The following is a 25344-nucleotide window of genomic DNA, read 5'->3' as shown; positions in this document are numbered from 1 at the left end:
CACGTCATCTCCGCCGGGCGACAGCCGCGGCGAGAGCCGATTCACCCGATGTCGACGAGGAGATCGCCCCCCTCCACCTGCTGGATCTGGTTGATGGCCAGCCTGGCCACCCGCCCGGCCTTCGGCGCGGTGATCGCCGCTTCCATCTTCATCGCCTCGATGGTGGCCACCGTGGTGCCGGCCTCCACCTCGTCGCCCTCGGCCACCGCGAGCGTGACCACACCGGCGAAGGGGGCCGCGACATGGCCGGGGTTGCCCCGGTCGGCCTTCTCCGTCACCGGCACGTCGGCGGCCGCCGCGGTGTCGCGTACCTGGATCGGCCGCAGCTGGCCGTTCAGGGTGGACACCACGGTGCGCAGACCGCGTTCGTCGGCCTCGCCGACGGCCTCCAGCTCGATCAGGAGCCGTACACCCGGCTCCAGGTCGACGGCGTACTCCGTTCCGGAACGCAGCCCGTAGAAGAAGTCCTTGCTCTCCAGCACGCTGGTGTCGCCGTAGGCCTGGCGGTGCGTCTCGAAGTCGCGCGCCGGCCCGGGGAACAGCAGCCGGTTGAGCGTCGCGCGCCGGTCCTTCTCCAGTCCCGAACGGTCCTCCACGGTCAGTTCCTGCACGGGCCGGGGTTCGGCGCGGCCCTCCAGCGCCTTGGCGCGGAACGGCTCCGGCCACCCGCCGGGCGGGTTGCCCAGCTCGCCGCGCAGGAACCCGATGACGGAATCGGGGATGTCGAACTCGTTCGGCGTCGCCTCGAAGTCCGCCGGCTTCACCCCGGCGCCCACCAGATGCAGCGCGAGGTCCCCGACCACCTTGGACGAGGGGGTCACCTTCACCAGACGGCCGAGGATCCGGTCGGCGGCCGCGTACATCGCCTCGATCTCCTCGAAGCGGTCGCCCAGGCCGAGCGCGACTGCCTGCGTACGCAGGTTGGACAGCTGCCCGCCGGGGATCTCGTGGTGGTACACGCGGCCGGTCGGCGAGGCCAGGCCCGCCTCGAACGGCGCATAGATCCGGCGGACGCTCTCCCAGTACGGCTCCAGGTCCCCGACCGCCTTCAGATCCAGCCCGGTGGGCCGTTCGGAGTGGTCGGTCGCGGCCACGATCGCCGACAGCGACGGCTGCGAGGTGGTGCCGGCCATGGACGCCACCGCGCCGTCCACGGCGTCCGCGCCGGCCCGGATCGCGGCGAGATAGGTGGCCAGCTGACCGCCCGCGGTGTCATGGGTGTGCAGGTGCACCGGCAGGTCGAACTCGCGGCGCAGCGCGGAGACGAGCGTCTCGGCGGCCGGCGCCCTGAGCAGCCCCGCCATGTCCTTGATGGCCAGGACATGGGCCCCGGCGTCCACGATCTGCTCGGCCAGGCGGAGATAGTAGTCCAGGGTGTACAGCCGCTCGGACGGGTCGGACAGGTCGGAGGTGTAGCACAGGGCGACCTCGGCGACGGCCGTTCCGGTCTCCCGTACGGCGTCGATGGCGGGCCGCATCTGCCCGACGTCGTTGAGCGCGTCGAAGATCCGGAAGATGTCGACACCGGTGGCTGCGGCCTCCTGCACGAAGGCGTCGGTCACCTCGGTCGGGTACGGCGTGTAGCCCACGGTGTTGCGGCCGCGCAGCAGCATCTGAAGGCAGATGTTTGGTACGGCCTCGCGGAGTGCGGCCAGCCGCTCCCAGGGGTCCTCGGCGAGGAAGCGGAGCGCGACGTCGTACGTGGCGCCGCCCCAGCACTCCAGCGACAGCAGCTGCGGCATCGTCCGCGCCACCGCCGGGGCGACGGCGAGCATGTCCTTGGTACGGACCCGGGTGGCGAGCAGTGACTGGTGGGCGTCCCGGAAGGTGGTGTCGGTGACGCCGATGGCGGGCGACTCGCGCAGCCACCGGGCGAACCGTTCCGGACCGAGCTCGGCGAGCCGCTGCCGGGAGCCGGCCGGCGGTTCGATGGCGGGCACGGGCGGCAGTTTGGTGATCGGGTCGATCAGCTCGGGCCGTGCGCCGTGCGGCTTGTTCACCGTCACGTCCGCGAGGTAGGTGAGCAGCTTGGTGCCGCGGTCGGCGGAGTGGCGCGCGGTGAGCAGGTGTGGGCGCTCTTCGATGAACGACGTGGTGACCCGCCCGGCCCGGAAGTCCGGGTCGTCCAGCACGGCTTGCAGGAACGGGATGTTCGTGGCCACGCCGCGGATGCGGAACTCGGCCACGGCGCGCCGGGCCCGGCCGATCGCGGTATCGAAGTCCCGGCCCCGGCAGCTGAGTTTGACCAGCATCGAATCGAAATGCGCGCTGATCTCCGTACCGGCGTGCGTGGTGCCGCCGTCCAGACGGATCCCCGAGCCGCCCGGCGAACGGTAGGCGCTGATCCTGCCGGTGTCCGGGCGGAATCCGTTGGCGGGGTCCTCGGTGGTGATGCGGCATTGCAGCGCGGCACCGTGCAGGGTGACCGTGTCCTGCGTGAGGCCGAGCTCGGGCAGCGTCTCACCTGCGGCGATACGCAGCTGCGCCTGCACGAGGTCGACGTCGGTGACCTCCTCGGTCACCGTGTGCTCGACCTGGATGCGCGGATTCATCTCGATGAAGACGTGGTTCCCGTCGCGGTCGAGCAGGAACTCCACGGTGCCCGCGTTGCGGTAGCCGATCTGCTGGGCGAACCGCACGGCGTCGGCGCAGATCCGCTCGCGCAGCTCCGGATCGAGGTTCGGCGCGGGCGCGAGTTCGATCACCTTCTGGTGCCGGCGCTGCACCGAGCAGTCGCGCTCGAAGAGGTGGATGACATTGCCCTGCCCGTCGGCGAGGATCTGCACCTCGATGTGGCGGGGGTCGACGACGGCCTTCTCCAGGAAGACGGTGGAGTCACCGAACGCGGACGCGGCCTCACGGGCCGCCGCCTCGATGGACTCGCGCAGCATGCCGGGATCCTCGACGCGGCGCATACCGCGCCCGCCGCCGCCGGCGACCGCCTTGACGAATACGGGAAATCCGACGTCCTCGGCGGCACGGACCAATTCGTCCACGTCCGTGGAGGGCTCCGAGGATCCGAGTACCGGTACGCCTGCCGCGCGCGCGGCGGCCACCGCGCGGGCCTTGTTCCCGGTCAGTTCGAGCGTGTCCTTGTCCGGCCCGACGAACGTGATGCCCGCTTCCTCGCACGCCCGCGCCAGGTCGGGGTTCTCGGACAGGAACCCGTAGCCCGGGTACACCGCGTCCGCTCCCGCCTCGCGCGCGGCCCGGACGATCTCCTCCACGGAGAGGTAGGCACGCACCGGGTGTCCCGGCTCACCGATCTCATGTGCCTCGTCGGCCTTCAGCCGGTGCAGTGAATTGCGGTCCTCGTGCGGGAAGACGGCAACGGTTTTCGCGCCCAGCTCATAGCTGGCGCGGAAAGCGCGAATCGCGATCTCACCACGATTGGCGACCAGTACCTTGCGGAACATTCTCGATCCCTTCAGCCTGCCGTTGACGAACACCCTGGTGTCGGCGATGAGCAGATCAGACGCCGGACCCGCAGTGACTTATTACCTGGCGAGGCCCCATGTAACTCAGCAGTAGGTCAGCAGTAGGTCAGCATGCACCCTGTCAGAATGGCGAAGGATGCCGGCACCCGCACCCCCGGTGATTCCTTTGGAACCCCTTCTGACCTGCAAAAACACTGGTCAGCCCACCAAGGCTGCCCGTGTGGTGAAACCAGCGCCAATGGAAGCCGAAGAGATAAGGAAAGCCATCATTGCAGGCCAGAGGGCACTATTAGGGCAGCAAGTCAGCAAAAATTCGGCATCAACGCCACCCCCACAAAAACGGCCCGGATCGTACGGCACACCGCACTCCGGACCTCCCCTGCGCCCCGGCCTGGCCCAGATACCGGTTACCGGTTTCCGCACCACCAGACAACTTCCCCGAGGGGAACACCCCGCAGAATCAACGGAGTTGGGCGCCGTCTACCGTGCAGAGTCCACCGACACATCGGACTGCGCGGCCGCCCGGCTCCCTCCCACCCCCTCCGGAACCGGACCCGGCGCCCTCCCTCGCCTCCGCGAGCCCCCCACCCCGGACAGGCAGAGAAGGCCCCCGAGGAGCGTCAGCCAGCCGGACACCTCGCCGACGAACAGCCACGACATGACGACGACGAGCGCCGGGACCGCGTAGGTCGTGGCACCCCTCTTCCCGACGGCCCTACGGGACACCGCCGGGCCAGGCCTCACGGGGCGGGACTCCACCCCGCCGGGCCAGGAGCAGGGCACGCAACACGACAGCCGCCACCGCCGGCCCGCCGAAGGCGAGCGCATCCGGCGGCCCGAAAGGCGCGCCGGAGCAAATGGAACCTGGGTCAGCCGGCCCGGGAGCCCGTCCCCTCGAAAGGGACGGTCCCCCGAAGATTGGACGGTTCGCTGCTTTTGTCGCAAACCTCGGAGACCGCAGCCTTGACGGCAGTGCGCTCCGTTTTGGGCGACATCGATTTCTCCCTGCGGCGCAGCATTCCGACCGCAATGCCGACGACGACCAGAGCCGTGGCGCAGAACGTCGACGCGGTCATGCGCTCACCCTGGAAAATCCAGGCCGACGCCAGGCCGAATACCGGGACGAGCAACGAGAATGGGGCAACGGTCGGCGCGTCATAGGTGCGCAGGAGATATCCCCATGCGGCGAATCCGAACAGCGTTGCTCCCCATGCCACATAGAGCGCAGCGCCCACTCCGCTGAGGTTCAGATGCTGGAGCGCCCGCAGGTCCGCGTCCCAGCCTTCGACGGCCACGGAGAGGAGCGCGAGCGGAACGGGCGGCACCACGCTCACCCAGACCATGAACCGGAACGCATCCGGCGGGCCCGCCTTCCGCATCGCGATGTTCGACAGGCCCCAGCACGCCGCCGCACCCACGACCAGCAGAAATCCGGCAAGTGTGCCGGCCGTCGAGCCCAGCCCGGCCAGCACGATGCCCGCCGAGGCAATGACCATGCCGACGATCTGCACCCGCCGGGCACGCTCCTTCAGCAGCGCCGCGGCGAAGAGCACGGTGAACACCGCCTGCCCCTGGAGCACCAGGGAGGCCAATCCCGGGGGCAGCCCCACATGCATACCGATGAACAGCATCCCGAATTTCATGATGCCGAGCGTGATACCGACCGCAATCACCCAGCGCCAGGCGACTCTCGGCCGCCCGACGAAGAACACCGCGGGCAGCGCGGCCAGGAGAAAACGCACCCCGGAGAAGAGAAGTGGCGGAAAATCACGCAGCCCCACGTCGATCACCACGAAATTCGCGCCCCATACGGCGGCGACGACCACTGCCAAGGCGACGTGTGCGGGCTTCATGCAATGACTCCTGGGGGACGCACTCCTGCGGGGTGTTCCATCCCAACAGCCGCCGTCCGTAAAGACCAGCAAAAGTTACTGAAGGTGGGGTATTAGCATCGCTTCATGTTCGACCTCAATCGCCTGCGTGCTCTGCGTGCCGTGGCCACCCACGGCTCGGTGACGGGTGCGGCCGCCGCTCTGGGCTACACGCCATCCGCCGTCTCCCAGCAGATCGCCAAGCTGGAGCGCGAGACCGGTTCCGAACTGCTCGACCGGCAGGGCGGCAAGGTGGAACTCACGCCCGCGGCCTGGCTGCTCGCGGAGGCGACGGACGAGGTCGTGGCCGTGCTGGAGCGGACCCGCTCGCGCCTGGAGGAACAGCGCGACCAGCCCACCGGGCGCCTGGTGCTCGCCGCGTTTCCCACGGCCTGCCGCGGCTTCACCACCGCCGCGCTGGCCGGCCTCGCCGGGCGCCACCACGCCCTGGACTGCCGACTGGTGGAGTCCGACCCCAACCGCGCCATCAGCCTCGTCGTGCGGGGGGAGGCGGATCTCGCGGTCGTACACGACTGGCACAACACCCCGCTGACGCTGCCCGCCTCGCTGTCCGTCGCCGAGCTGGGCGAGGACATCGCCGACGTCGCCCTGCCCGAAGGGCACCCGCTCGCCGACCGGGACGTGGTGACCCCGTACGACCTGCGCGAAGAACGGTGGATCGGGCAGGGCCCCGGGGCCATGTGCCACGAGTGGCTGGTGCGTTCCTTCTCCGGCCTCGGCGTCGAACCGGACATCGCCTACCAGATCGAGGAGTACGCATCCCAAGTCTCGCTTCTGGCAGCGGGTTTGGGCGTCACGATACTTCCCCGGCTCGGCCGCGGCGCCCTGCCGCCCACCGTCCGTGTCGTACCGATGCAGCCCGCGCCCTCCCGTAGGCTCTCGGCCGTCTGGCGCTCCCAGGCCGACCGCAGACCTGCCATCCACGCCACATTGGCAGCGCTGCGCGAGCACTGGCCGACCTCAAATCCCCTCCACCCGGCCCGCGAAGCCGAGTGAACCGGCCACCACCCGTCCGCCGCTGCCCGCCGATGGCCTTCGAGCCCGCCTTGCCGAAGAGGCTGGGCACGTCTCGTTCCGCGGCTGCATGCAGGCCCCTGGAAGATCCTCCTGGGCCGACGAAACCGCCGTACGCGGCGCGTAGCCGTCTGGCGAAGGGATTTGCCCGTCCACAGCGGGCGACAAAGACAAGGAGGAATACCCACTCCTTGCCACTCTCAACTTATAGCGCACTGGGGGCCTTGCGGCAAGGCCCCTGTAGTGGGGCAGAATCGCGGGCCGAGGTCAGAACCTTCAGGAATAGGTGATTCACGAAGTGCGTGTGTTTTTGTCGGTGTATGAGTCATGTGGTGACACCAAGCCGATAGGGGGACGCACGCTGCGGCTGCGGGCACTCGACACCGAGGTGCGAGTGTGCGCGCCGTCGGACAGGGCGGCAGCGACCGCGGACCGGAGCTGATGACATGAACCCCCTGACCACCAGCGCGTTCGACCTTCCCGACCACCTCTCCCCCAAGGCGGACCCGGCGCTGATCGACGGCGACGAGCGGCACTTCGCGGCCATCGCGGAGAGCCTGGAGCAAACGATCGCCGAACTGTCCGACCGCCTCGAAGCCGAGCGCAGGGCTCCCGGCGGCATCGGCCGCGCGGCGATGGACCGGGACGCGGAGATCCACCGGCTGACCGGCCGCCTGCGCACCTTGCGCCGCTTCGGTTTGGACCTGTGCCTGGGGCACATCGTCAGTGCGGACGATCCCGAGCCCGTGTACATCGGACGCCTCGGCCTCACCGACAGCGCCGGGCGTCGGCTGCTGCTCGACTGGCGCTCCCCCGCGGCCGAGCCGTTCTTCGCGGCGACCCACGCCCATCCGATGGGGGTGGCGAGCCGCCGCAGGTATCGCTGGACCCGCGGCCGGATCAGCGACTACTGGGACGAGGTGTTCACCGCCGACGGGCTCGAAGGGCACGCCGCGCTCGACGACCAGTCCGCGTTCATCGCCAGTCTGGGCGGCAACCGGTCGGCCCGGATGCGCGACGTGCTCGCCACCATCCAGGCCGACCAGGACGCCATCATCCGGGCGGGGTCCCGCGGCACTCTGGTCGTCGACGGCGGTCCGGGTACCGGCAAGACCGTCGTCGCTCTGCACCGTGCCGCCCACCTCCTCTACTCCGACCCTCGCCTCGGCCACCGTCGGGGCGGCGTGCTGTTCGTCGGTCCGCATCAGCCCTACCTGGCCTACGTCGCCGATGTCCTGCCCAGCCTGGGAGAGGAGGGCGTGCAGACCTGCACCCTGCGGGACCTCGTCGCCGAGGGGGCCGGAGCGGCGGCCGAGACCGACCCGGACGTGGCCCTTCTGAAGTCGTCCGCGGACCTGGTGAAGGCGATCGAGCCGGCCGTCGGTATCTACGAGGAGCCGCCCACCGAGGGGATGGCGGTTTCGACCCACTGGTCCGACATCTGGCTGAGCGCCGAGGACTGGGCGGCGGCGTTCGCAGCAGTGGAACCAGGCACTCCGCACAACGAGGCGCGTGACCAGATCCGGGAGGAGCTGCTCACGATCTTGATGGACAAGGACGACAGCGACGCCCCGCCCGAGCTGCTCAGGAGGTCGCTCCTCCAGGACAGAGAGCTGGTCAGGACCCTCAATCGTGCCTGGCCGATGATCGAGGCGAGTGACCTCGTCGGAGATCTGTGGTCGGTGCCCGCCTACCTGCGCAAGTGCGCTCCCCGGCTCAGCCCTGATGACGTGCGCAAGCTACAGCGCGCGGACGCCCAGGCCTGGACGGTGTCCGACCTGCCGCTGCTGGACGCGGCACGCCAGCGGCTCGGCGACCCGGAGGCGTCACGACGCAAGCGGCGGCACGAGGCCTCCGTGGCCGCCGAACGTGCCCGCCGGGCCGACGTCATCGACGGCCTGCTTCAGAACGTCCTGATCGACGAGAGCGAAGGCGCGGTGGGGATGCTGCGCGGACAGGACCTCCAGGACACCCTGGTCGACGAGAGCGCCCTGCCCGGCACCGAACCGGACCTGCTCTCCGGCCCGTTCGCGCACATCATCGTGGACGAGGCACAGGAACTGACCGACGCGGAGTGGCAGATGCTGCTGCTCCGCTGCCCGTCCCGGAGCTTCACCATTGTCGGGGACCGCGCCCAGGCCAGGCACGGGTTCACGGAGTCGTGGCAGGAACGGCTCGAGCGGGTCGGGCTCGACCGGATCGACGTTGCGTCCCTGAGCATCAACTACCGCACGCCGGAAGAGGTCATGGCGGAAGCCGAGCTGGTCATCCGGGCCGAGCTCCCGGACGCGAATGTGCCGACCTCCATCCGCAGCAGCGGCATCCCCGTCGTCCACGGATCGGTTGCGGATCTGGACACGGTCCTCGACAGCTGGCTCGCCGCGCATGCCGACGGGATCGCCTGTGTCATCGGCGACCCCACGTTCCGGGCGACGCCCCGCGTCCGGTCGCTCACCCCGGAGCTCTCGAAGGGGCTGGAGTTCGACCTGGTCGTCCTCGTCGACCCGGAGGAGTTCGGCAAGGGTGTCGAGGGAGCGGTCGACCGCTATGTGGCGATGACCCGGGCGACCCAGCAACTCGTCATCCTCACGAGCTCCTGACATCGGCCTGGACAACACGATCGCCGCCAAATACCCCTCGCCGAAACGTCGTTCACGACCTCACCGGCACGAACGGACCGGAAGCCGGAACCCGGAAATGAAGCCCGGAACCCGGATATCCTGAATCCGGCTTCCGGTCTTGTTCATCGAAAGCGAGGGGGCGAGATGTGGTCGGGCAGGCACGACGATTACTTCGAACAAACCGCACAGATGATTGCCGAGCAGATACAGCGCAACCGTTCCAGGCAGCGCGCCAAGGCCGTCAAGTACAGCAGAGAACAGGCAGAACAGAGCCGCAGGATCGCCCATGAGAACGAAGCCGCCGAACTGGAACGCCTCGCGGTCCTAGGGCAGATCCCGTACGCCGCATACAAGGCCGGCGTGGCCGCCCTGGAAGACGACGGCGACGACGACTGCCCGAGGCAATAGGCCCTGGACGCTCCGGACACCCCGGGCCCCCGGGCACCCCGGCCCACTTCCACGCGGAGTGGGCCGCAGGGATTTCGCCGGGCACTCCCCCCTCCCCGCATCCGGCGGCACTTGCGCCGGATGCGGGGAGGGGGAGAGAGAACGCGATGCCCAGCCGCGGTTTTGGGGCAGTTATTGGGCACTGCCCGACGACGGTGTGCGGTCAGCGGGTCGGGCCGCTCCAGTAGGCGTCGTCCCAACGTGCCACGTCAGGGCTGAACTCGACCTCGATCCGATGGGCGGCATCGGACGGCAGTGAGAAGGCGTACTTGCCGACGGCTTTCCTGCCGGGCAGGACATATCCGGTGATGACCTTCTGACGGCCGCTGCCGTCGATCACCAACTCGGCCGAGGCGCCGTCGGCGTCATTGACGTCGGGCAGGCCGGTCTCGACCTCGATCCGCTTGGTGCCGGTGTTGACCACGGTGACCGTGACTTGAACGGCCTTGTTGCCCTTTTCGTGACCGTTGGCGAATTCGTCCGGGGTGAACGGCGACGGCTTGGACACCGTGACTTTCAGGCCGTTGCCGAAGGTGTACGGCTCGCCGAAGGACAGGTGACGGGCCTTCTCCGCGGCTGCCGCCGACTCCTTGGCCTCATCGGCTTCCTTCACCTTCGCGCGCGTGCTGTCGACGACGTGTTTGACCGCCACCACGGTGACCGCCGCGCTGCCGGCCGCGATCAGCAGGCCGACGATGCCCAGGACGAGACCGCTGATGGCCATGGGCCTGTTGGTGGCCAGGCCCTTGCGCGCGTGGCCCAGTCCGACGGAGCCGAAGATCACGGCCAGCAGGGCCGGCAACCAGGACATCCAGAACAGGATGATGAACAGGCCCAGGACGACGCCGACCAGACCGAGCACCAGGGCGGTGATGCCCATGCCGTTACGCGGCTGCGAAGGCTGCATGGGGTACGGCGGGCTCAGCACGTCACCCGGCTGGGACGGCAGGCGGGGCATGCCACCCGGCTGGGACGGCGGGGCCCACGGATCGAGGTCCTGCGGCTGCGGGCCCGTAGGCGTGGCGCCGTCGGGAGGTACGGGCGTGGTCATGCGGATTCCTTCACGCGAGTCGCTGAACTCGGACCGTACCAGACCATTTTCCGTTTTTATTACCTCTCGTGGGCGATATCGGTTACCGGCCCGCCCGGCCCTGCGTCGGCGCTCCCCCTAGTGCTCCCTACGGCGCTGTCGTGGCCTCGGCGTACTTCCTGATGAGTTCGTAGGAGCGAAGGCGGTCGCGGAGGTCGTAGACGGGTGTGGTCAGCATCAGTTCGTCCGCTCCGGTCTCGTCGGCCAGTTGCGCAAGCCGTCGGACGACGGTTTCGGGTGTCCCGACGGCTTGCTGTGCGCGGAAGCCGGCCAGCGCCTGTCGCTCCGCTTCCGTGAAGGGGTGGACCGCCGCGTCCGCGGGCGTGGGGAAGGGGATCTCACTCAGGCCTTTGAGGAGCCCGGATTTGACGACGTCCATCGGTCCGACGCGCCACGCGGCTTCTTCCTCCGTCTCGGCGCACACGGCCTCCACGCACACCAGCACCCGAGGTTGCTCGCACCAACGGGACGGAGTGAACGCGGCACGGTAACGGTCCAGCGCCGCACGGGTGTTGTCCGGCCGGATGTGGTGTGCAAGGGCGATCGGCAGGCCGAGCTTTCCGGCGAGAGCGGCACCTGCGGTGCTGGAGGCCAGCAGCCATGGCTCCGGCAGCGGGTCGAGTGCGACTTCGTCGACCAGGAAGGACAGGATCGCGGCTACGTCGTCGTGGTATTCGGCATCCGTCGTCGGTCCGGCTCCGCGGCGCAGTGCGCGCGCGGTGGCCGCGTCGAAGGTGCCGGGGCCACGGCCGATACCGAGGTCGATACGGCCGTGATGCAGAGCGGCCAGCGTTCCGAACTGCTCCGCCAGCGTGAGGGGTGGGTGGTTGGGTGCCAGCACGCCGCCCGAGCCGAGTCGGAGGGCCGAGGTCGAGGCGGCAGCGTGCGCGGTCAGCACGACGGGCGGGAAGGCGCCGATGGCGGGCGAGTGGTGGTGCTCGGCGTACCAGATCCGGTGGTAGCCCAGTTGTTCCAGTCCCTGCGCGAAGGCGGTGGTGTCGCGCAGGGTTTCCACGGGCCGGGTGCCCGTTTGGACCATCGCGACTTCCAGCGCCGAAAGAGGTACGTCGATCATGCCGTCAGCATAGGATCGCGTGTTCGAGAAGGTACGGCTGTTCGCGAAGATGCGGCTGTTCGAGAAGGTGCGGCGTTCTCCTTGTTCACGGCCGACGGGCCTGCCGTACCCGCCGGGCGGGTACGGCAGGCCCCGCGGCTCAACCCGCGTACGTGAATTCGTCGGCCGTGCCCGTCGGCGATGTGGCCACGCCGACCGCCACGGTGACGTTCACGGTCTTCTCCAGGTCGAACGGCCGCGCCGGCACCGCGGCCGTGATCATCGTCGGGGAGTTGACGGTGACCGAGCCCGCGACAGTGTCCTTGAACCGTACGACCGCCCCCGCAGCGAACCCCGAGCCGTTGATGGTGACTCGGGTGTCGGCCTTCCCGCTGCGCGGGGCGACCGCGCTGACCACCACGGGCGCGGGGCCGTTGTCGTAGGCGAACTTCCCCAGCCCGACGGCGGGCGACGTACCGAGGTTGTTGGTGACACGGACGTCGACGAGGCCGGTCCCGTCGGGCGCGACGGCGGTGATCCGCATACCGGACTGGTCCACCTTGAATTCGGTGCACGGGATCGGGCCGAAGTCGACGACGCTGTTGGCGTCGAACCCGCTGCCGGTGATGACGACCTGCGTGTTGCCCTGACCGGCGGTGGGGTTGACCGCGGTCACCACCGGCCCGGCGGGGACGACGGGCGCGCCCAGCAGGGTCAGGTATGTGGCGTTGGCGTGCTGGAACGCGACCTGGCCCAGGTAGTCGCCGGTGGTCTTGTTGACGAGCTCCTTGTCGTACATCGAGTAGTTCGTGTTCATCGTCTTGGCGCTTGTGGCGCTGGGCTGGACGTAGGCGTTGCCCTTCCGGAGCAGGTCGATCTCCGTCAGCAGGAGCTTCACCTCTTCGTTGGCCGCCGGGCCCGGGGGCGGGTACCAGCCCTTGGCCGTGGGCAGATCGGCCCAGGCCCGCGGGACCAGGTCGTAGGCGTTGACGTAGCGCTCGTTCAGACTCCACAGCCGGGAGTCGACGTATTCCGCGAAGCTCTTCAGGCCGGCGGTGGGGGCGGCGAAGGTGACGAGTGCGAACAGCGGCTTGTTCGCACCCCAGGTCTGGGCCTGGAGATACGTGGCCAGCATGGTGGCGATGCAGCCGCCGAGGCTGTGGCCGGTCACGTAGACCACCGGCTGGGGCATGGGCGGTCGGGCCGAGAGGGCGGCGGCGAGTGCTTGCTTGAGGGTTGCGTTGGACGGGACGACGGCGCCCGGCGCACCGGGCCGGTCCTCGGGTGCCTGCTCGGCGGCCGCCCCGGTGATGCCGCGCGCGGTGGCGACCTGGGTGAACGCGGCCATGGCGCCGGACGAGACGGCGATGTTCGCCGATCCGCCGGCGGTGAACGGCACCACCGTGCCGACGCCGAGGTCCTCCATCATGTCGGTCGGATTGTCGATCGTGCCGCGCACGACCACGGCGAACTGGTTGGAGCCGTCGGAGTTCCACGCGATGTACACGAGGTTCGCGTTGTCCGGGCTGAGCGCCAGCCACATCAGCTGCCATGTGCCGTGGGTGGCGAGCGTGACGTCCTTCAGCTGGGCGGTGATGCCGCGCATGGCGCGCTGGGCCTGCTCTTGCAGGGTTTCACCCGAGGGGCGCGGGGTTGCCGCCGTGGCGGCGAGTGCGGAGAGGGTCATGGTGACCTGGGCTGGAGTCGGGTTCGACTCGGGCGCCTTCGTCATATGGGCTCCTTGCTGTCACCGGGGCGAAGTGGGCCACGACCGCTCCGTACGGGCCTCCGGGGCCCTGGCCTCCGGACCCGCGTCCCGGCAGATGTGCACCACTCCGACCGTCGCATGGGTCGCATGGGTCGCATGGGTCGTATTGATCGGCTTCATCCTGTTTCACGGTGCCCGGCCGCTGGGGCCGGCGGCTCTGCGGAGCCGCGGATTTCAGGCGCCTGGCCCAGCCCCGGGCCGGGCAGCGTCCCAGCCGAGGGGGGCGGCCCCCTCGGCTGCGGGGTGGCCGTGGGATGGCGTGCGCCGTAGGGAGAACCCGGCGGGGCGCAGCTTGCTCGGGACGGGGCGTACAACAGACGGGGTGTACGGACGCGGCATACGGACGCCGCGTACGGACGCCGCGTACGGACGCCGCGTACGGACGCCGCGTACGGAAAGGCCGGCTCGACGCCATGGGCGCCGAGCCGGCCTTTCCGGTGGTGCATCCCCCTCAGGGGTGTCGAGCAGGGGTGCCGAGCCGTCCGCTCGACAGGGCTGGTCAGTCCGTGCCGGACTCCATCGCGGCGCGGTCCAGCCATTCGTCGTCACCGGAGACCTCGCCGCGGGAGGCGATGGCCTCGGCGCCGCCCTCCGGCATGGTGCCGATCAGCCCGGTCGCGGCCGCCTGGGCGGCGCCGATGGCGGGGTTGGCGGTGCCGATCAGGCCGAGCCCGGCGTACTGCTCCAGCTTGGCGCGCGAGTCGGCGATGTCGAGGTTGCGCATGGTGAGCTGGCCGATCCGGTCCACCGGACCGAACGCCGAGTCCTCGGTGCGCTCCATGGACAGCTTGTCCGGGTGGTAGCTGAACGCCGGGCCCGTGGTGTCGAGGATCGAGTAGTCCTCACCGCGCCGCAGCCGCAGCGTCACCTCGCCGGTGACGGCCGCGCCGACCCAGCGCTGAAGCGACTCGCGCACCATCAGCGCCTGCGGGTCCAGCCAGCGGCCCTCGTACATCAGCCGGCCGAGGCGCCGTCCCTCGTTGTGGTACTGGGCGAGGGTGTCCTCGTTGTGGATCGCGTTGACCAAGCGCTCGTACGCCGCGTGCAGCAGGGCCATACCGGGCGCCTCGTAGATGCCGCGGCTCTTGGCCTCGATGATCCGGTTCTCGATCTGGTCCGACATGCCCATGCCGTGCCGACCGCCGATGGCGTTCGCCTCCATCACCAGGTCGACCGGCGTGGCGAACTCCTTGCCGTTGATCGTCACCGGGCGGCCCTGGTCGAAGCCGATCGTCACGTCCTCGGCGGCGATCTCGACCGACGGGTCCCAGAACCGCACGCCCATGATCGGTTCCACGGACTCCACGCCGGTGTCCAGGTGCTCCAGGGTCTTGGCCTCGTGGGTGGCGCCCCAGATGTTGGCGTCGGTGGAGTACGCCTTCTCCGTGCTGTCGCGGTAGGGCAGGCCGTGGGCGAGAAGCCACTCCGACATTTCCTTGCGGCCGCCGAGCTCGGTCACGAAGTCCGCGTCCAGCCAGGGCTTGTAGATCCGCAGGTGCGGGTTGGCGAGCAGGCCGTACCGGTAGAACCGCTCGATGTCGTTGCCCTTGAAAGTCGAGCCGTCGCCCCAGATCTGGACGTTGTCCTCGAGCATCGCCCGGACCAGGAGGGTTCCCGTGACGGCCCGGCCGAGCGGCGTGGTGTTGAAGTAGGCACGCCCGCCCGAGCGGATGTGGAACGCCCCGCAGGTGAGCGCGGCCAGCCCCTCCTCGACCAGCGCCGCGCGGCAGTCGACCAGGCGCGCGATCTCGGCACCGTAGGCCTGCGCACGGCCGGGCACCGAGGCGATGTCGGGCTCGTCGTACTGGCCGATGTCGGCGGTGTAGGTGCACGGGATGGCGCCCTTGTCGCGCATCCACGCGACCGCGACCGAGGTATCGAGGCCGCCCGAGAAGGCGATGCCGACGCGCTCGCCGGCGGGAAGGGAGGTGAGGACCTTAGACATAGGAAGATTATGCATAATCGCGCATGATCATGCAAAGGTTTGGGCCGCCGTCTTGGTGACGGACGAGTGTGTACGTCTGCCGGACCACGAGTGCGTGCGCCTGCCGGACCGCGAGTGCGTGCGCCTGCCGGGCCAGGAGAGCGCGCGCCCGACGGCAGGTGAGACAGGCCGAGACCGGTGAGACAGGTGAGACAGATGACGACGGGCAGAAGGCAGGTGAGGCCGGTGACGCCGGGCAGAAGGCAGGTGAGACAGATGCCGGGCAGCCGGACACGCCTCACCGACCGGTTCCGCTTCTCCGGGGGTGCCGACCCGGGTCGTCGTGGTGGTGACGAAGACCGAGCGGCGCCCGTAGTGCTTCCTCCCGGGTGATCAGACGAGGCGGGTCAAACCCTCGATCGCCGTCCGGGCCCACTCCTGCGCCCCCACCGCCGTACCGGCCACCACTCCGGTCGCGACCGGGGCCAGCGCTCCCTTGAGCATGCCGAGCGCGCGGCGGAGCCTGCCTTCCTCGGGAGGGTTCGGCTGGGTGATCGTCGCGAGGACCTCTCTGGCCGCGGACTCGGTGTCCTCACGGTCCTGATCGGCGAGACCGGCCTGGGGCAGCTGCCGGAGCAGGTCGGTGACCAGCTCGGCGAGTGCCTCGAAGCCCGGGGCGACGGTGCTGTTGTTCTGCTGGTTCTGGGTGACGGTGTCGTTGTTCCAGGCGAACTGAGAGCCTGAGACCTCGGCGTGGAACACGGGCCCGTCGTAGTTGTTGACGTTCTGTGGCTCGCTCATGTGCGGGTTCCGTCCTCATTGGTCTGCTGCTGGATGGCGTTGTTGTTGTTCCAGGCCAGCTGAGCACCGTGGACCGCGGCGTGGAAGACCGGGCCGTAGTAGTTGTTGACGATGGTCGGCGGAAGCTCGACCGGCTTGGTGACCTGCTTGACGACCGACAGCGACGTGCGGAGCGAGACCAGGTCGACGCGGCCGTTGTCCTGTACGGCCACCCCTCGCGTGCCTTGCACCGAACAGTCCACCAGCCGGCCGCCGCACGAGTCGTCAAAACTCGCCCCCGCGGCCGCGCAGTCGACGAACTCGCTGTTCACGACGTCCAGGTAGGCGTCGTCCTTTCCGCAGAGGCCGAATGCCTCCGAGCCGGTCACGGTGAGGTTCCTCGCGACGAGCTTGCCCTTACCGAACGCGATGGCCCCACCGGCGCTCACCGCTTTGACGTCACAGTCGTGCACGAGCAGCTGAGCGTCCTCGCCGACGCCGAAGCCCAGCACTCCGCGCTCCGCCGCCACGCCCTTGAGCGTGACCCGGGACTGACCGAGGACGGCCACCGCGGCCATGTCGAAGTCACGGAACCCCGCGTCGGTGACCTCGGCCGTCGTGCCTCCGTTGCCCCGGGTCTCCACGCCCGACGGACAGCGCTCCACACGGACTTGCTCGAACACGGCCCTGGACTCGTCGAGGACCCGCAGTGCGGTACCCGTCAGGTCCTCGATGTCCACCCGGGTGAAGCGGCCTCTGGCGGCGTCGGTGACGGCAATACCGACGTTGCCTCGCGCAATGCGGCAGCCGTGGACCTCCGGAGCGCCGCCCTTGGTCGAGAACACCGCGACATTGCCCGCGTCGAGGACCTCGCAGTCCTCGAACCTGCCACGTCCTGACGTCTGGACGTTGATGCCGGTATCGCGGCACTCTGTGAACGCGCAGCCGCGCACCACCGGGTCGGCACCACTCGCCACTCCGATCCCATGTTCCGCATCGGTGACGCGCGTGCCGTCCACGGAGCCCCTGGACTGCTCGATGAACATGACTGCCTCCGCGTGCACGGCGTTGATCACGCAGCCGCTCACGGAGAGCTCCGCCCGCGTGTCCGCCATGAGGGCCGCCTTCCCGGTGCCGGTCAGCTCGCACCCGGTGACCTGGGCCCGCGCATCGCTGACGCGCACGCCGTGGATCCGGCTGCCCCCGATCCAGCTGTCACGGACCGAGACATCGGCGCCTTCGATCACCGCGACGGCATTGTCGGCGGCGTCGGTGAACCGGCACCGTTCGACGAGCCCGCCGGATCCGGAGAAGAGGGTCCGGCCATAAAGGATCACGCTGTCCCGCAGCGTCACGGAGGTGTTCGGCCTCGCGTGCACGCTGACGCCCTTGTGCGCACGGACCTCCGAGTGTTCGAGCGTGAGCGTTCCCGCATGACAGCCGACAACGTCGGCATCCCGTCCGATCAGCACGAGGCCGTGCACACGAACCGCCCCGAAGGCGTCGAGGACGGCACCGCTGGGCCGGCTCACCACCACGGAGCCCAGGCCGCCGATCGCGGCCAACTGGACCTCGCCGCGGACCGTGAGCGCCTCCTCGTAGCGGCCGGGCGCGATCTCGACCAGCGCCGCTCGGCCCCGTCCGGCCGCAGCGGCGAGAGCAGACGTGATGTTGGCGTAAGCACGACGACCACCACCCGGCGAGACCAAGTACTTCGCGACCATTCCCGCCTTCTCCCCCACGCCGCTCGCTTGGAGCCGCCGATGCTACCCGAGCAGCTGAACGGCGGCGGCTACTCAGCACGTTGACGCCGACCATGGCCCGCTGGACGCCCCCTACCCCGCCGCCGGGATCCTGTCCAGCCTGCCCGAACCGACAATTGCCGCCTTCGTGCACGGCGGGGCGGGGAGGGGCGGGGCTGCAGAGCCTGGCGCGCAGGAGGGCTGAGGACGAGGACTTGGAACCGGAGCCCTCTGAATTCGGCGTCGTACAGCTCATGAGCGACAGCATGCGAGTGCGAGAGGCATCGACCGAGGATGTGGAAGCGATGACGGATATCCACACCAGAGCCCGCAGTGCCTACTACACCGTGGGCGGGGTGGCCGCAGAGGAACTGGCCGACGTGGCTGCACGTGACAAGCGGAAGGACAGGTGGGCAAGGGTTGTTCGGTCGCCGGACATGACCGCACTGTGCGCGGAGGGCCGGGAAGGCAGGGTGGTAGGAGCCCTCGCGATGGGACCGCCGAAGGACGCGGACGTCGACGCCTCGGTCTACCGGCAGTTGTTCCAGATCCACGTCCATCCGGACGCTTGGGGACGCGGGGCAGGCGGTGCGCTGCACAGCGCATTCACCGACAGGGTGGTGGCGGGCGGGTTCGCCAGTGGGGTTTTGGAGGTGTGGGAGGCCAACGTCCGGGCCCGGAAGTTCTACGTCAAGCACGGCTGGGGTGCGGACGGCGGGCGACGGCCCGGGCCCGGAGGAGCCGACTACGTGCGGATGCGATTGCGATTGCGATTCGGCTGAAGGGAAGGGACGTCTCTGCTTGGCTCCCGTCCCGCAGCCGGCGCCGGCGCCGAAGTCAGACCCGCACCCGCAGACCCGGCCCGGCAGCCCCGGCCCGCGCATCCGCACCAGCGCACGTACCCCTGGCGCGGCCTAGCTGCCGGCCCCCCGTCGGAGTTGGGCCGAAAGGTGGTGTTGCAGCGGCTGGCCGACGGCCGCGAGGTCGTGGACGAAGGTGAGTGTGTCCTCGTCGGTCAGGGTGTAGCGGCGGCGGGTGGCGTTGACCTCCTTGGCGGTGGGAGCGAGAGCCACCTCATGGGTGGTGAGGTCGACCACGCCGTCGCCGGCACGGCCGACCGAGATCTCCGCGATGCCGGTGGGCTGGGTGATCAATGCCTCCACCCGCCCATCGGGCTGTAGCCGCCACCAGCCGCTCTCCCGGGCCGACGGCCGCAGCGGGGTGTCGTCGGCATCGAGCAGCCAGGCGCGCGCCTCGTAGTGGAGGAAAGGACGCCCGTCGTGGCTGAAGGTGACCTCCTGCGCGTACGTGAACTCCTCGGCCAGCGTCGGGTACCCGCCACGGCCCCGGCCGGCCCAGGTGCCCAGGAGCCCGGTCACCGGCGCGAGCAGTGCGTGCGGCGCAGGTGCTTCGTCCGGCCGCAAGGCGTCGGGATACGGGTGTTTCGGGGCGTGGTCGGACATGAGGTGCGCTCCTGGGTCGAGGCCGGTAACGAGTGGAAGCCTAGGGCGTCGATCCACCGGCGCGCCGGGCAGCGGAGGGCGCGCCACGCGGTTACTGCCGTACGCACATCCCCGTTCAGAGCTTCGCCACCGCCACGGACAATGCGGCCCGGACGCTCTGCCAACGTGCCCACGGCGGCCTCAACGGCCTCACCCCGAACGAGTGGCACTCCTACCTCCCCGCCCTCGCCGCCCTCCCTACCGCGCCACCTGCTGCACCCGGTTACTGAACCCTCGGGCGATGAGGGCTGGTCACGGCGTTCCGCGGGCAACTCACTCGCCCGGTCCGGCAACCGTCAGGCGCCTGGCCCGCCTCCCTAGCCGTTCAGCAGACTGCGGAGGTGGTTTGCGACGGCTACGGGCTGTTCCGTCGGCGCATCGTGCCCGGACATCACCTCTGTCAGGCGGCTTCCTGTGATGCCTTGTGCGAGAGCGGTGGAGTGGTCGGGAGTGACGAGGATGTCGTGGGACGCGGCGATCACCAGGGTGGGAACGCTGAGCTCTCGCAGTTCGGCCCGGACGTCGATGCGCAGGGCGAGGTTGATGTGCTGCCGCGTGCCGGGCGGCAGAGCGGCAGCGGTCTCCCTGGCCAGACGGCCGAGCTCCGAGGTGTCCAGCTGGTCGAGCGCGGCCGGGCCGCAGGAGAGCTGAAGGAGGTATCGGCCCAGCAAGGTGGGCTCGGCGTCCATCAGTTGTTGCCAGTTGTGCAGGGCCAGACGCAGCCGGGTGTCGGGGCGGGCGAAGCCGGTCAGCAGGGCCAGCGCGGTGACCTCGGCAGGGTGGCGTACGGCATGCCGTACGGCGATGGCGCTGCCCATGGAGTATCCGACGACCGCATAGCGTTCGAGTCCGGCCTGTGCGGCCGTCAGGGCAATGCTGTCGGCGAGGGCGTCCAGTTGGAGGGGCCCCTCGGGCAGGGCACTGTCGCCCGAACCCGGGTTGTCGATCAGGAGAACCCGGTGGTGTGCGGCCAGTTGTTCGGGGAGGCTGCCCCAACTGGTGGCGCCGCTCCCTCCTGCACCGTGGACCAGGACCACGGGGCTGCCCTGGCCCTGTTCGGTGTAGTGCAGAACGGCAGGGCGCTCGGCGGGGACGGCTGCGTCGGGCACGGGGGTCTCCTTTGTCCGGGGCGGGCCGGGCAGGCCGGTTCCACCGTAGGTGCCGACCGCTCCGTACGAGCAACCAGGTCAGGGGCCGGCTGAACACTTCCCGACGGCCGTACCGCCGCGGCGCCCACCCGGAGCGGCCCCGGCCGCCCTACGAGCCCCCGTTGACGACCGCCCGCTTCACCGCGCAGTCCCCGACGCGCCACTTCTTGAGGATCTTCCCGTACTCGCCGTTCCTGATGAGGCGGTCCAGGGCTTCCCGTACGGCGTCGCGCAGGGCCGTGTTGGTCTTGGCGACCGCTACACCGTAGGGGATTGGTTCGAGCTGCTTCCCGCTGAGTTCGAGGGCGGTGCCGCCTGCGCGGGTCACGGCGGTGTGGGCCGCGACCGGGAAGTCGTCGAGACAGGCCACGGACCGGCCCTTGGCGACATCGTCGTAGACCTCAGCCGGCGAGTCGAACTCCCGGATCTTCGCCTTCTTGGTGACCTGCCGGTTCACCTCGTCCAGGTAGTCACGGGCGAGCGTGCCGCGCTGGACGGCGACGCTCCTGCCGGACAGGTCCTCGGGGGCCTTGACGCCCTCCGGGTTGCCCTTGCGGACGACGAGCACGAGCCCGGCCTCGAAGTAGTCGACCAGGTCGACGCCGCTGCCGGTCTTCGTGCCGTCCGTGCGCCCCTCCTGACGCTCCTTGGTGTCGGCCATCGCGGACATGACCAGGTCGAAGCGGTTCACGTGCAGGCCGGTGAGGAGGGCGTCGAAGGTGGCGTTCACGAACGTGACGCGCAGGCCCAGCTCACGGCCGAGGGCGTGCGCGAGGTCGATGTCGAGACCGGCGGGCCGGCCGTCCCTGACGAACTCCATGGGCGGGTAGGCGATGTCCGAGCCGATGGTGACGATGCCCTTGTCGCGCAGCTCCTTCGGCAACCGGCCGGACGGGCTCCCGATGGCTGAAGGGTTCCCGCCCGGCTTGGAACCGCCGGACGGTTTCCTGCCGCCGCCGGGTTTGCCCCCGTCGCTCGTGCTGCCGCCGTCCCCGCCGTCCGGCTGAAGCGTCCAGGCCAGGGCCCCGCCACCGACTCCGACCCCGACGACGGACAGCGCGGCGAGCAGACGGCGTCGGCTCGGCCCCGGGGAGATGGGCTGCCCAGGGGACGCGGGTTGCTCAGGGGACACGGTCTGCCCAGGGGAAGCGGTCTGCCCAGGAGAGTGCGGAGGCCGGTTCGGCGGGACGGCGTACGGCCCCAGTGGCGGAGCGGGACTGTGGCGCTCCTGCGGCGGAGTGGCAAGGGCGGGGCCATACCCCTCCGGGGACGGAGTGGCGAGGGCGGGGCCGTACGGGCCCGGGGACGGAGTAGTGGCGGGCTGCGGAGGCGCGGGGGTGCCCGCGGGCGGCGACACCTCGTCGTACGACAGCGGGGGCGGTGCGCCATCCGCCGTCGTACGGGTCGGCAGCCGGTCGTAGGGGACGTCGGCGGGCCCCTCGGCCGGGGAACGCAGCTCGAACATGTCCGGGGACCTGGGATCGCTGAGCTGCGCGGACAGACGGCGGAGCGCTACGGCGACGGGGTCCGGCAGCCAGTCGCCGTAGGGGCCAGGTGCGCCCACCCGCTCCATGAGGGCGGGCAGAGCGGGCCGCCGCTCCGGCTCCTTCGCCAGACAGGCCGCCGCCAACTCCCGCAGACTGTCCGGGAGTTCGTCGAGCCGCGGCTCCTCGTGCACGGTGCGGTACATGAGGACCTGCGGATCGGCGTTCCCGTAGGGGCCGCCGCCCGTCGCCGCGTACACGATCACCCCGCCCAGCGCGAACACATCCGCCGCGCCCGTGACCTTGGGACCCGTCATGACGAGTTGCTCGGGCGCCATGAACCCCGGGGTGCCGAGGGCGGTGCCGGTAGTCGTCAGGGCCGTGTCCGCGGCGGAGTGCGCAATGCCGAAGTCGATGACGCGCGGGCCCTCGGCGGTGAGCAGGATGTTCGACGGCTTGAGGTCGCGGTGCACCAGTCCGTGCGCGTGCACCGCCGTCAGGGCGTGCAGCAGGCCCGCCGTCAGCAGTCGCACCGCGCGCTCGGGCAGCGGCCCGCAGTCGTGCACGGCATCGGTCAGCGAGACACCCGGCACGTACTCGGTTGCCATCCAGGGCACGTCGTCGTGTGGCGCGGCATCGACCACCGGCGCCACGAACGGTCCGCCCACCTGCTGGGCGGCGGATACCTCCCTGGCGAAACGAGCACGGAAGCCCCGGTCGTCGGCGAGTTCGGAGCGCGCGGTCTTCACCGCCACCGGCCGCCCGTCCGCCGCGCGGCCGAGATAGACCCGTCCCATGCCGCCGCCACCGAGCAGCCCGATGATCCGGAACGGGCCGATCTGCTGCGGATCATGCTTCGCCAGCGGTCGCACCAATACCCCCACCCGTGCCAGCAGTTGTCCGACACCATTCTGCACGGGCCCGGATGCTCCGGCGGAGGCTATTTGGCGATGATGCCGGGCGGTGATGCCGGGCGGTGGCCGGGGGGACGCCATGTCCAAGGAGGCACGCGATTCCCGCGCACGCTCCCGTCCCCGGCCCCGTCCCCGGGCGCCCCGTGCCCCGCGATCCGCCAGGCCCGCACCGGCACGACGTCGCCGACACGAAGTCGCCGGCACGACGCCCCGGCGCCCTCCGCCGCCCTCCGCCGCCCTCCGCCGCCCTCCGCCGCCGCGAGGTCGTACCTGGCCCGCACGTCGTGCGGCACGGACACCCCGATTTACTTTCAGCGCGAGGGCGTCACGGTCACCGGCGCACACGCACCTCCGCCGGTCTCCCGGCCGCTCCACCGGTCTCCCGGGCATCGCCCCGCACCCGGCATGCACCTGGGGATCTGGGGATGGCGGACATCTGATGCTGTCTGATGCCTCTGACGCCGTCTGATGTCGGTTGCCCGCCACACCATGACCCGATCGGCGGAATGCGTCGGCGCCGAGGACGGCGTCCTGGCTACCGCCCGCACGATCGCCCACGTCAGCGGGGATTCCCTGCCGACCGCGGCACCGAAACCCTCCCGAACGGTGGCAGGCGCAGGCGACCGCCGCGCCGGGTGGTCAGTGCGACGTGCCGGTCCTGTCGTGTCGCGTCCGGCGGCGTTTGGGAGTGGAGTGGGAGTGCACGCCCGTGAGCTGGAACATGCGCCGGCCGCGGGCGCGCCGCACATCGCCGAGACCGACAGCACAGCGACCGAGGAGCTGCATCATGCCTGCTGGGGCGAGCAAGAAACGCGAGCGGCAGTACGAGCACATCAAGGAGAACGCCAAGGAGCACGGGGTCTCCGAACGCCGCGCGAAGGAGATGGCCGCGCGTACCGTCAACAAGGAACGTGCACGCTCCGGCGAGGCGAGGTCCGCGAGCAAGACCTCCACCCGCGACCCCAAATCCGCCCCGCAACGCGGCGGCGAACGCTCCCACAGCGGGCCTCAGGGCCCCACCAGGGACCAGTTGTACGAAGAGGCCAGGAAGAAGAACGTCGACGGCCGCTCGTCCATGAACAAGGAGCAGCTGCGCAGGGCCGTCGGACGCTGATTTCACCCGCGATGTCGGCCGTTTGGCCGCTGTGGAGTGTCACCGCGGACAGCTCCGCTGTCGCGGGCCTGCCGGAGGGCAGAATGGCCTGATGAGGGTGTTGCCGGTGTTGTCCCAGGTACGCCGTTGGGTTCCCGCCGTGGTGATCGCTCTCGCGGCGTTGGTAGATCTGCTGACACCTCCTTCGGTGTCGTCCACTCCCCTGCTGGCCGTGGCGCCGGTGACGGCAGCTTCGCTGCTCAGCCCGGCGGGCATCATCACCATCGGCATTACGGCGATGGCCGTGCAGGCGGGCCTGGCGTTCGTCGACGGGTCCTACGCCTGGCAGGGCGACGCGGCCGTCCAGATCACCCTGGCGGCCGTCACCGCACTCGCCGTCGGCCTGAACCGGTCCCTGCGCACCCAGCACGTCAGCGCCAGCCGGGCCCGCTATGCCGCGGAGGTGGCCCAGCGCGCCGTGCTGCCCACACCTCCGAGCCGGCTGGGGGACCTGCGGATCGCCGCCCGCTATGTGCCGGCCGAGGACATGGCGCTGATCGGCGGCGATCTCTACGTGATGCAGGAGACGCCGTTCGGGGTGCGCGCCATGGTCGGCGATGTGCGGGGCAAGGGCCTGTCCGCCGTCACGGCGGTCAGCGTCGACATCGGGGTCTTCCGCTACGCAGCCGACCACGAGCCCGACCTGCCCGCGCTGGTGAACTGCATGGAGGAGGCCCTAATGCGCGAAAGCCAGCGCCGGGAGGGCCTGGACGCGACCGAGGGGTTCACCACAGCACTGATCGTGCAGTTCTCCCCTGACCTGGACCAGGTCCATATCGTCAACCGCGGCCATCCCGCCCCTCTGCTGCTGCACGCGGACGGCCGAGCACGCGTGCTGGCACCGGAGGAGGAAGCACCGCCCCTGGGCATCGCAGCCCTGGGGCCCTGGACGTCACCGGTGGAGACGCACCCGTTCCCGCCCGGGTCCATGCTGTTGTGCTTCACCGACGGCGTCACCGAGGCCCGCGACCCTGCCGGCACCTTCTACGACCCCGCGCAGCGGATCCCCCACATGGTGCAGTCCTATCTGCGCCAGACCAGCCATTTCCCGGAACCCTCGACGGTCCTCGATCTTCTGGCCCGCGACGTCAGCCGTCACAGCGGCGGCGCCCCCCAGGACGACCAGGCGCTCCTCGCCCTGCACCGGCCCCCGCCGCAACAGGATCTCCTCGCCCGTCCCCTCGGACAGTAACCACCGGCCGCCGAGCTCTTTGGCGCCGCGTGGGCGCCATGCGGTCTGCGGCGCCATGCGGTCGGGGGTGCCATGCGGCCGGCGGCGCTCTGCGGTCAGGTCGGCGGCGCTCTGCGGATCCAGGCCCCCTGCCGATCCGGGTGCCTGCGGATCCGGCCTCCTGCGGGAACGGAGAGGGAGAA

Annotated in this window: 17 protein-coding genes; 6 read left to right on the top strand and 11 right to left on the bottom strand. The window is 70.1% G+C overall.

Annotation, left to right across the window (positions count from 1 at the left end; all coding sequences use genetic code 11):
• Positions 1 to 41 precede the first annotated feature (41 nt).
• Both M8I34_RS19875 and M8I34_RS19865 read right to left on the bottom strand, forming a co-directional pair.
• Positions 42 to 3416, bottom strand: coding sequence for a pyruvate carboxylase (locus M8I34_RS19875; RefSeq protein WP_250050775.1), 3375 nt, complete (start codon positions 3414 to 3416; stop codon positions 42 to 44).
• Between the two features lie 890 nt (positions 3417 to 4306).
• On the bottom strand, positions 4307 to 5290 hold the full coding sequence (locus tag M8I34_RS19865; RefSeq protein WP_250050774.1) for an EamA family transporter: 984 nt from the start codon (positions 5288 to 5290) through the stop codon (positions 4307 to 4309).
• A 105-nt stretch (positions 5291 to 5395) separates the two neighbouring features.
• On the opposite strand from M8I34_RS19865, the gene M8I34_RS19860 reads away from it, so the two are divergent.
• The 3 genes from M8I34_RS19860 (at position 5396) to M8I34_RS19850 (ending at position 9372) form a co-directional block, all read left to right on the top strand.
• On the top strand, positions 5396 to 6325 hold the full coding sequence (locus M8I34_RS19860) for a LysR family transcriptional regulator (RefSeq protein ID WP_250050773.1): 930 nt from the start codon (positions 5396 to 5398) through the stop codon (positions 6323 to 6325).
• Between the two features lie 464 nt (positions 6326 to 6789).
• A complete protein-coding gene (gene helR, locus M8I34_RS19855) occupies positions 6790 to 8943 on the top strand; it encodes an RNA polymerase recycling motor ATPase HelR (protein WP_250050772.1) in 2154 nt (717 codons plus the stop codon).
• 165 nt (positions 8944 to 9108) lie between these two features.
• On the top strand, positions 9109 to 9372 hold the full coding sequence (locus M8I34_RS19850; RefSeq protein WP_250050771.1) for a hypothetical protein: 264 nt from the start codon (positions 9109 to 9111) through the stop codon (positions 9370 to 9372).
• 202 nt (positions 9373 to 9574) lie between these two features.
• Here M8I34_RS19850 and M8I34_RS19845 read toward each other — a convergent pair whose 3' ends face one another.
• The 6 genes from M8I34_RS19845 to M8I34_RS19820 all read right to left on the bottom strand — a co-directional run bounded on the left by M8I34_RS19845 (position 9575) and on the right by M8I34_RS19820 (position 17751).
• The gene (locus tag M8I34_RS19845) at positions 9575 to 10462 is read right to left on the bottom strand and encodes a DUF4190 domain-containing protein (protein ID WP_250050770.1); all 888 of its coding nucleotides are present in this window, start codon (positions 10460 to 10462) and stop codon (positions 9575 to 9577) included.
• Positions 10463 to 10589: 127 nt separating this feature from the next.
• Positions 10590 to 11576 carry an LLM class flavin-dependent oxidoreductase gene (locus M8I34_RS19840; protein ID WP_250050769.1) on the bottom strand — a complete coding sequence of 329 codons (987 nt, stop codon included), beginning with the start codon at positions 11574 to 11576 and terminating at the stop codon, positions 10590 to 10592.
• A gap of 139 nt (positions 11577 to 11715) precedes the next feature.
• Positions 11716 to 13287, bottom strand: a complete 1572-nt coding sequence (locus M8I34_RS19835; RefSeq protein WP_250050768.1) for an IPT/TIG domain-containing protein — start codon at positions 13285 to 13287, stop codon at positions 11716 to 11718.
• Positions 13288 to 13822: 535 nt separating this feature from the next.
• A complete protein-coding gene (gene argG / locus M8I34_RS19830; RefSeq protein ID WP_244416627.1) occupies positions 13823 to 15268 on the bottom strand; it encodes an argininosuccinate synthase in 1446 nt (481 codons plus the stop codon).
• Positions 15269 to 15640: 372 nt separating this feature from the next.
• Entirely contained in the window at positions 15641 to 16048 is a 408-nt protein-coding gene (locus M8I34_RS19825) for a hypothetical protein (protein WP_250050767.1), read from the bottom strand.
• Complete coding sequence (locus tag M8I34_RS19820) at positions 16045 to 17751, bottom strand: right-handed parallel beta-helix repeat-containing protein (RefSeq protein ID WP_250050766.1); 1707 nt, start codon at positions 17749 to 17751, stop codon at positions 16045 to 16047. Before M8I34_RS19820 ends, M8I34_RS19825 begins: the two co-directional genes overlap by 4 nt.
• 272 nt (positions 17752 to 18023) lie before the next feature.
• Here M8I34_RS19820 and M8I34_RS19815 point away from each other — a divergent pair, with 272 nt between their 5' ends.
• The gene (locus tag M8I34_RS19815; RefSeq protein ID WP_250050765.1) at positions 18024 to 18551 is read left to right on the top strand and encodes a GNAT family N-acetyltransferase; all 528 of its coding nucleotides are present in this window, start codon (positions 18024 to 18026) and stop codon (positions 18549 to 18551) included.
• 132 nt (positions 18552 to 18683) lie between these two features.
• On the opposite strand, the gene M8I34_RS19810 is transcribed toward M8I34_RS19815, so the two are convergent.
• The 3 genes from M8I34_RS19810 to M8I34_RS19800 form a co-directional block, all read right to left on the bottom strand.
• On the bottom strand, positions 18684 to 19232 hold the full coding sequence (locus M8I34_RS19810) for an FABP family protein (RefSeq protein WP_250050764.1): 549 nt from the start codon (positions 19230 to 19232) through the stop codon (positions 18684 to 18686).
• Positions 19233 to 19588: 356 nt separating this feature from the next.
• Positions 19589 to 20380 (bottom strand): alpha/beta fold hydrolase, encoded by a 792-nt coding sequence (locus M8I34_RS19805; RefSeq protein WP_250050763.1) that lies wholly within the window; start codon positions 20378 to 20380, stop codon positions 19589 to 19591.
• A gap of 148 nt (positions 20381 to 20528) precedes the next feature.
• Complete coding sequence (locus M8I34_RS19800) at positions 20529 to 22820, bottom strand: transporter substrate-binding domain-containing protein (RefSeq protein WP_250050762.1); 2292 nt, start codon at positions 22818 to 22820, stop codon at positions 20529 to 20531.
• A gap of 784 nt (positions 22821 to 23604) precedes the next feature.
• Here M8I34_RS19800 and M8I34_RS19795 point away from each other — a divergent pair.
• Both M8I34_RS19795 and M8I34_RS19790 read left to right on the top strand, forming a co-directional pair.
• Positions 23605 to 23931: a plasmid stabilization protein gene (locus M8I34_RS19795; RefSeq protein WP_250050761.1), complete on the top strand. Its 327-nt coding sequence runs from the start codon at positions 23605 to 23607 to the stop codon at positions 23929 to 23931.
• A gap of 91 nt (positions 23932 to 24022) precedes the next feature.
• Positions 24023 to 25162: a PP2C family protein-serine/threonine phosphatase gene (locus M8I34_RS19790; protein WP_250050760.1), complete on the top strand. Its 1140-nt coding sequence runs from the start codon at positions 24023 to 24025 to the stop codon at positions 25160 to 25162.
• Positions 25163 to 25344: the final 182 nt, after the last annotated feature.

It is taken from the genome of Streptomyces sp. MCA2 (assembly GCF_023544705.1).
Taxonomy (GTDB): Bacteria; Actinomycetota; Actinomycetes; order Streptomycetales; family Streptomycetaceae; genus Streptomyces; species Streptomyces decoyicus.
This window is presented reverse-complemented; position numbering and strand designations above follow the sequence as displayed.

Bases quoted from the DNA above. Each gene is read 5' to 3' on its own strand.
- M8I34_RS19875 (WP_250050775.1), bottom strand. From the start codon at position 3,416: ATGTTCCGCAAGGTACTGGTCGCCAATCGTGGTGAGATCGCGATTCGC.
- M8I34_RS19850 (WP_250050771.1), top strand. From the start codon at position 9,109: ATGTGGTCGGGCAGGCACGACGATTACTTCGAACAAACCGCACAGATG.
- M8I34_RS19840 (WP_250050769.1), bottom strand. From the start codon at position 11,576: ATGATCGACGTACCTCTTTCGGCGCTGGAAGTCGCGATGGTCCAAACG.
- M8I34_RS19825 (WP_250050767.1), bottom strand. From the start codon at position 16,048: ATGAGCGAGCCACAGAACGTCAACAACTACGACGGGCCCGTGTTCCAC.
- M8I34_RS19820 (WP_250050766.1), bottom strand. From the start codon at position 17,751: ATGGTCGCGAAGTACTTGGTCTCGCCGGGTGGTGGTCGTCGTGCTTAC.
- M8I34_RS19810 (WP_250050764.1), bottom strand. From the start codon at position 19,232: ATGTCCGACCACGCCCCGAAACACCCGTATCCCGACGCCTTGCGGCCG.
- helR (WP_250050772.1), top strand. From the start codon at position 6,790: ATGAACCCCCTGACCACCAGCGCGTTCGACCTTCCCGACCACCTCTCC.
- M8I34_RS19860 (WP_250050773.1), top strand. From the start codon at position 5,396: ATGTTCGACCTCAATCGCCTGCGTGCTCTGCGTGCCGTGGCCACCCAC.
- M8I34_RS19835 (WP_250050768.1), bottom strand. From the start codon at position 13,287: ATGACGAAGGCGCCCGAGTCGAACCCGACTCCAGCCCAGGTCACCATG.
- M8I34_RS19845 (WP_250050770.1), bottom strand. From the start codon at position 10,462: ATGACCACGCCCGTACCTCCCGACGGCGCCACGCCTACGGGCCCGCAG.
- argG (WP_244416627.1), bottom strand. From the start codon at position 15,268: ATGTCTAAGGTCCTCACCTCCCTTCCCGCCGGCGAGCGCGTCGGCATC.
- M8I34_RS19815 (WP_250050765.1), top strand. From the start codon at position 18,024: ATGAGCGACAGCATGCGAGTGCGAGAGGCATCGACCGAGGATGTGGAA.
- M8I34_RS19790 (WP_250050760.1), top strand. From the start codon at position 24,023: ATGAGGGTGTTGCCGGTGTTGTCCCAGGTACGCCGTTGGGTTCCCGCC.
- M8I34_RS19795 (WP_250050761.1), top strand. From the start codon at position 23,605: ATGCCTGCTGGGGCGAGCAAGAAACGCGAGCGGCAGTACGAGCACATC.
- M8I34_RS19865 (WP_250050774.1), bottom strand. From the start codon at position 5,290: ATGAAGCCCGCACACGTCGCCTTGGCAGTGGTCGTCGCCGCCGTATGG.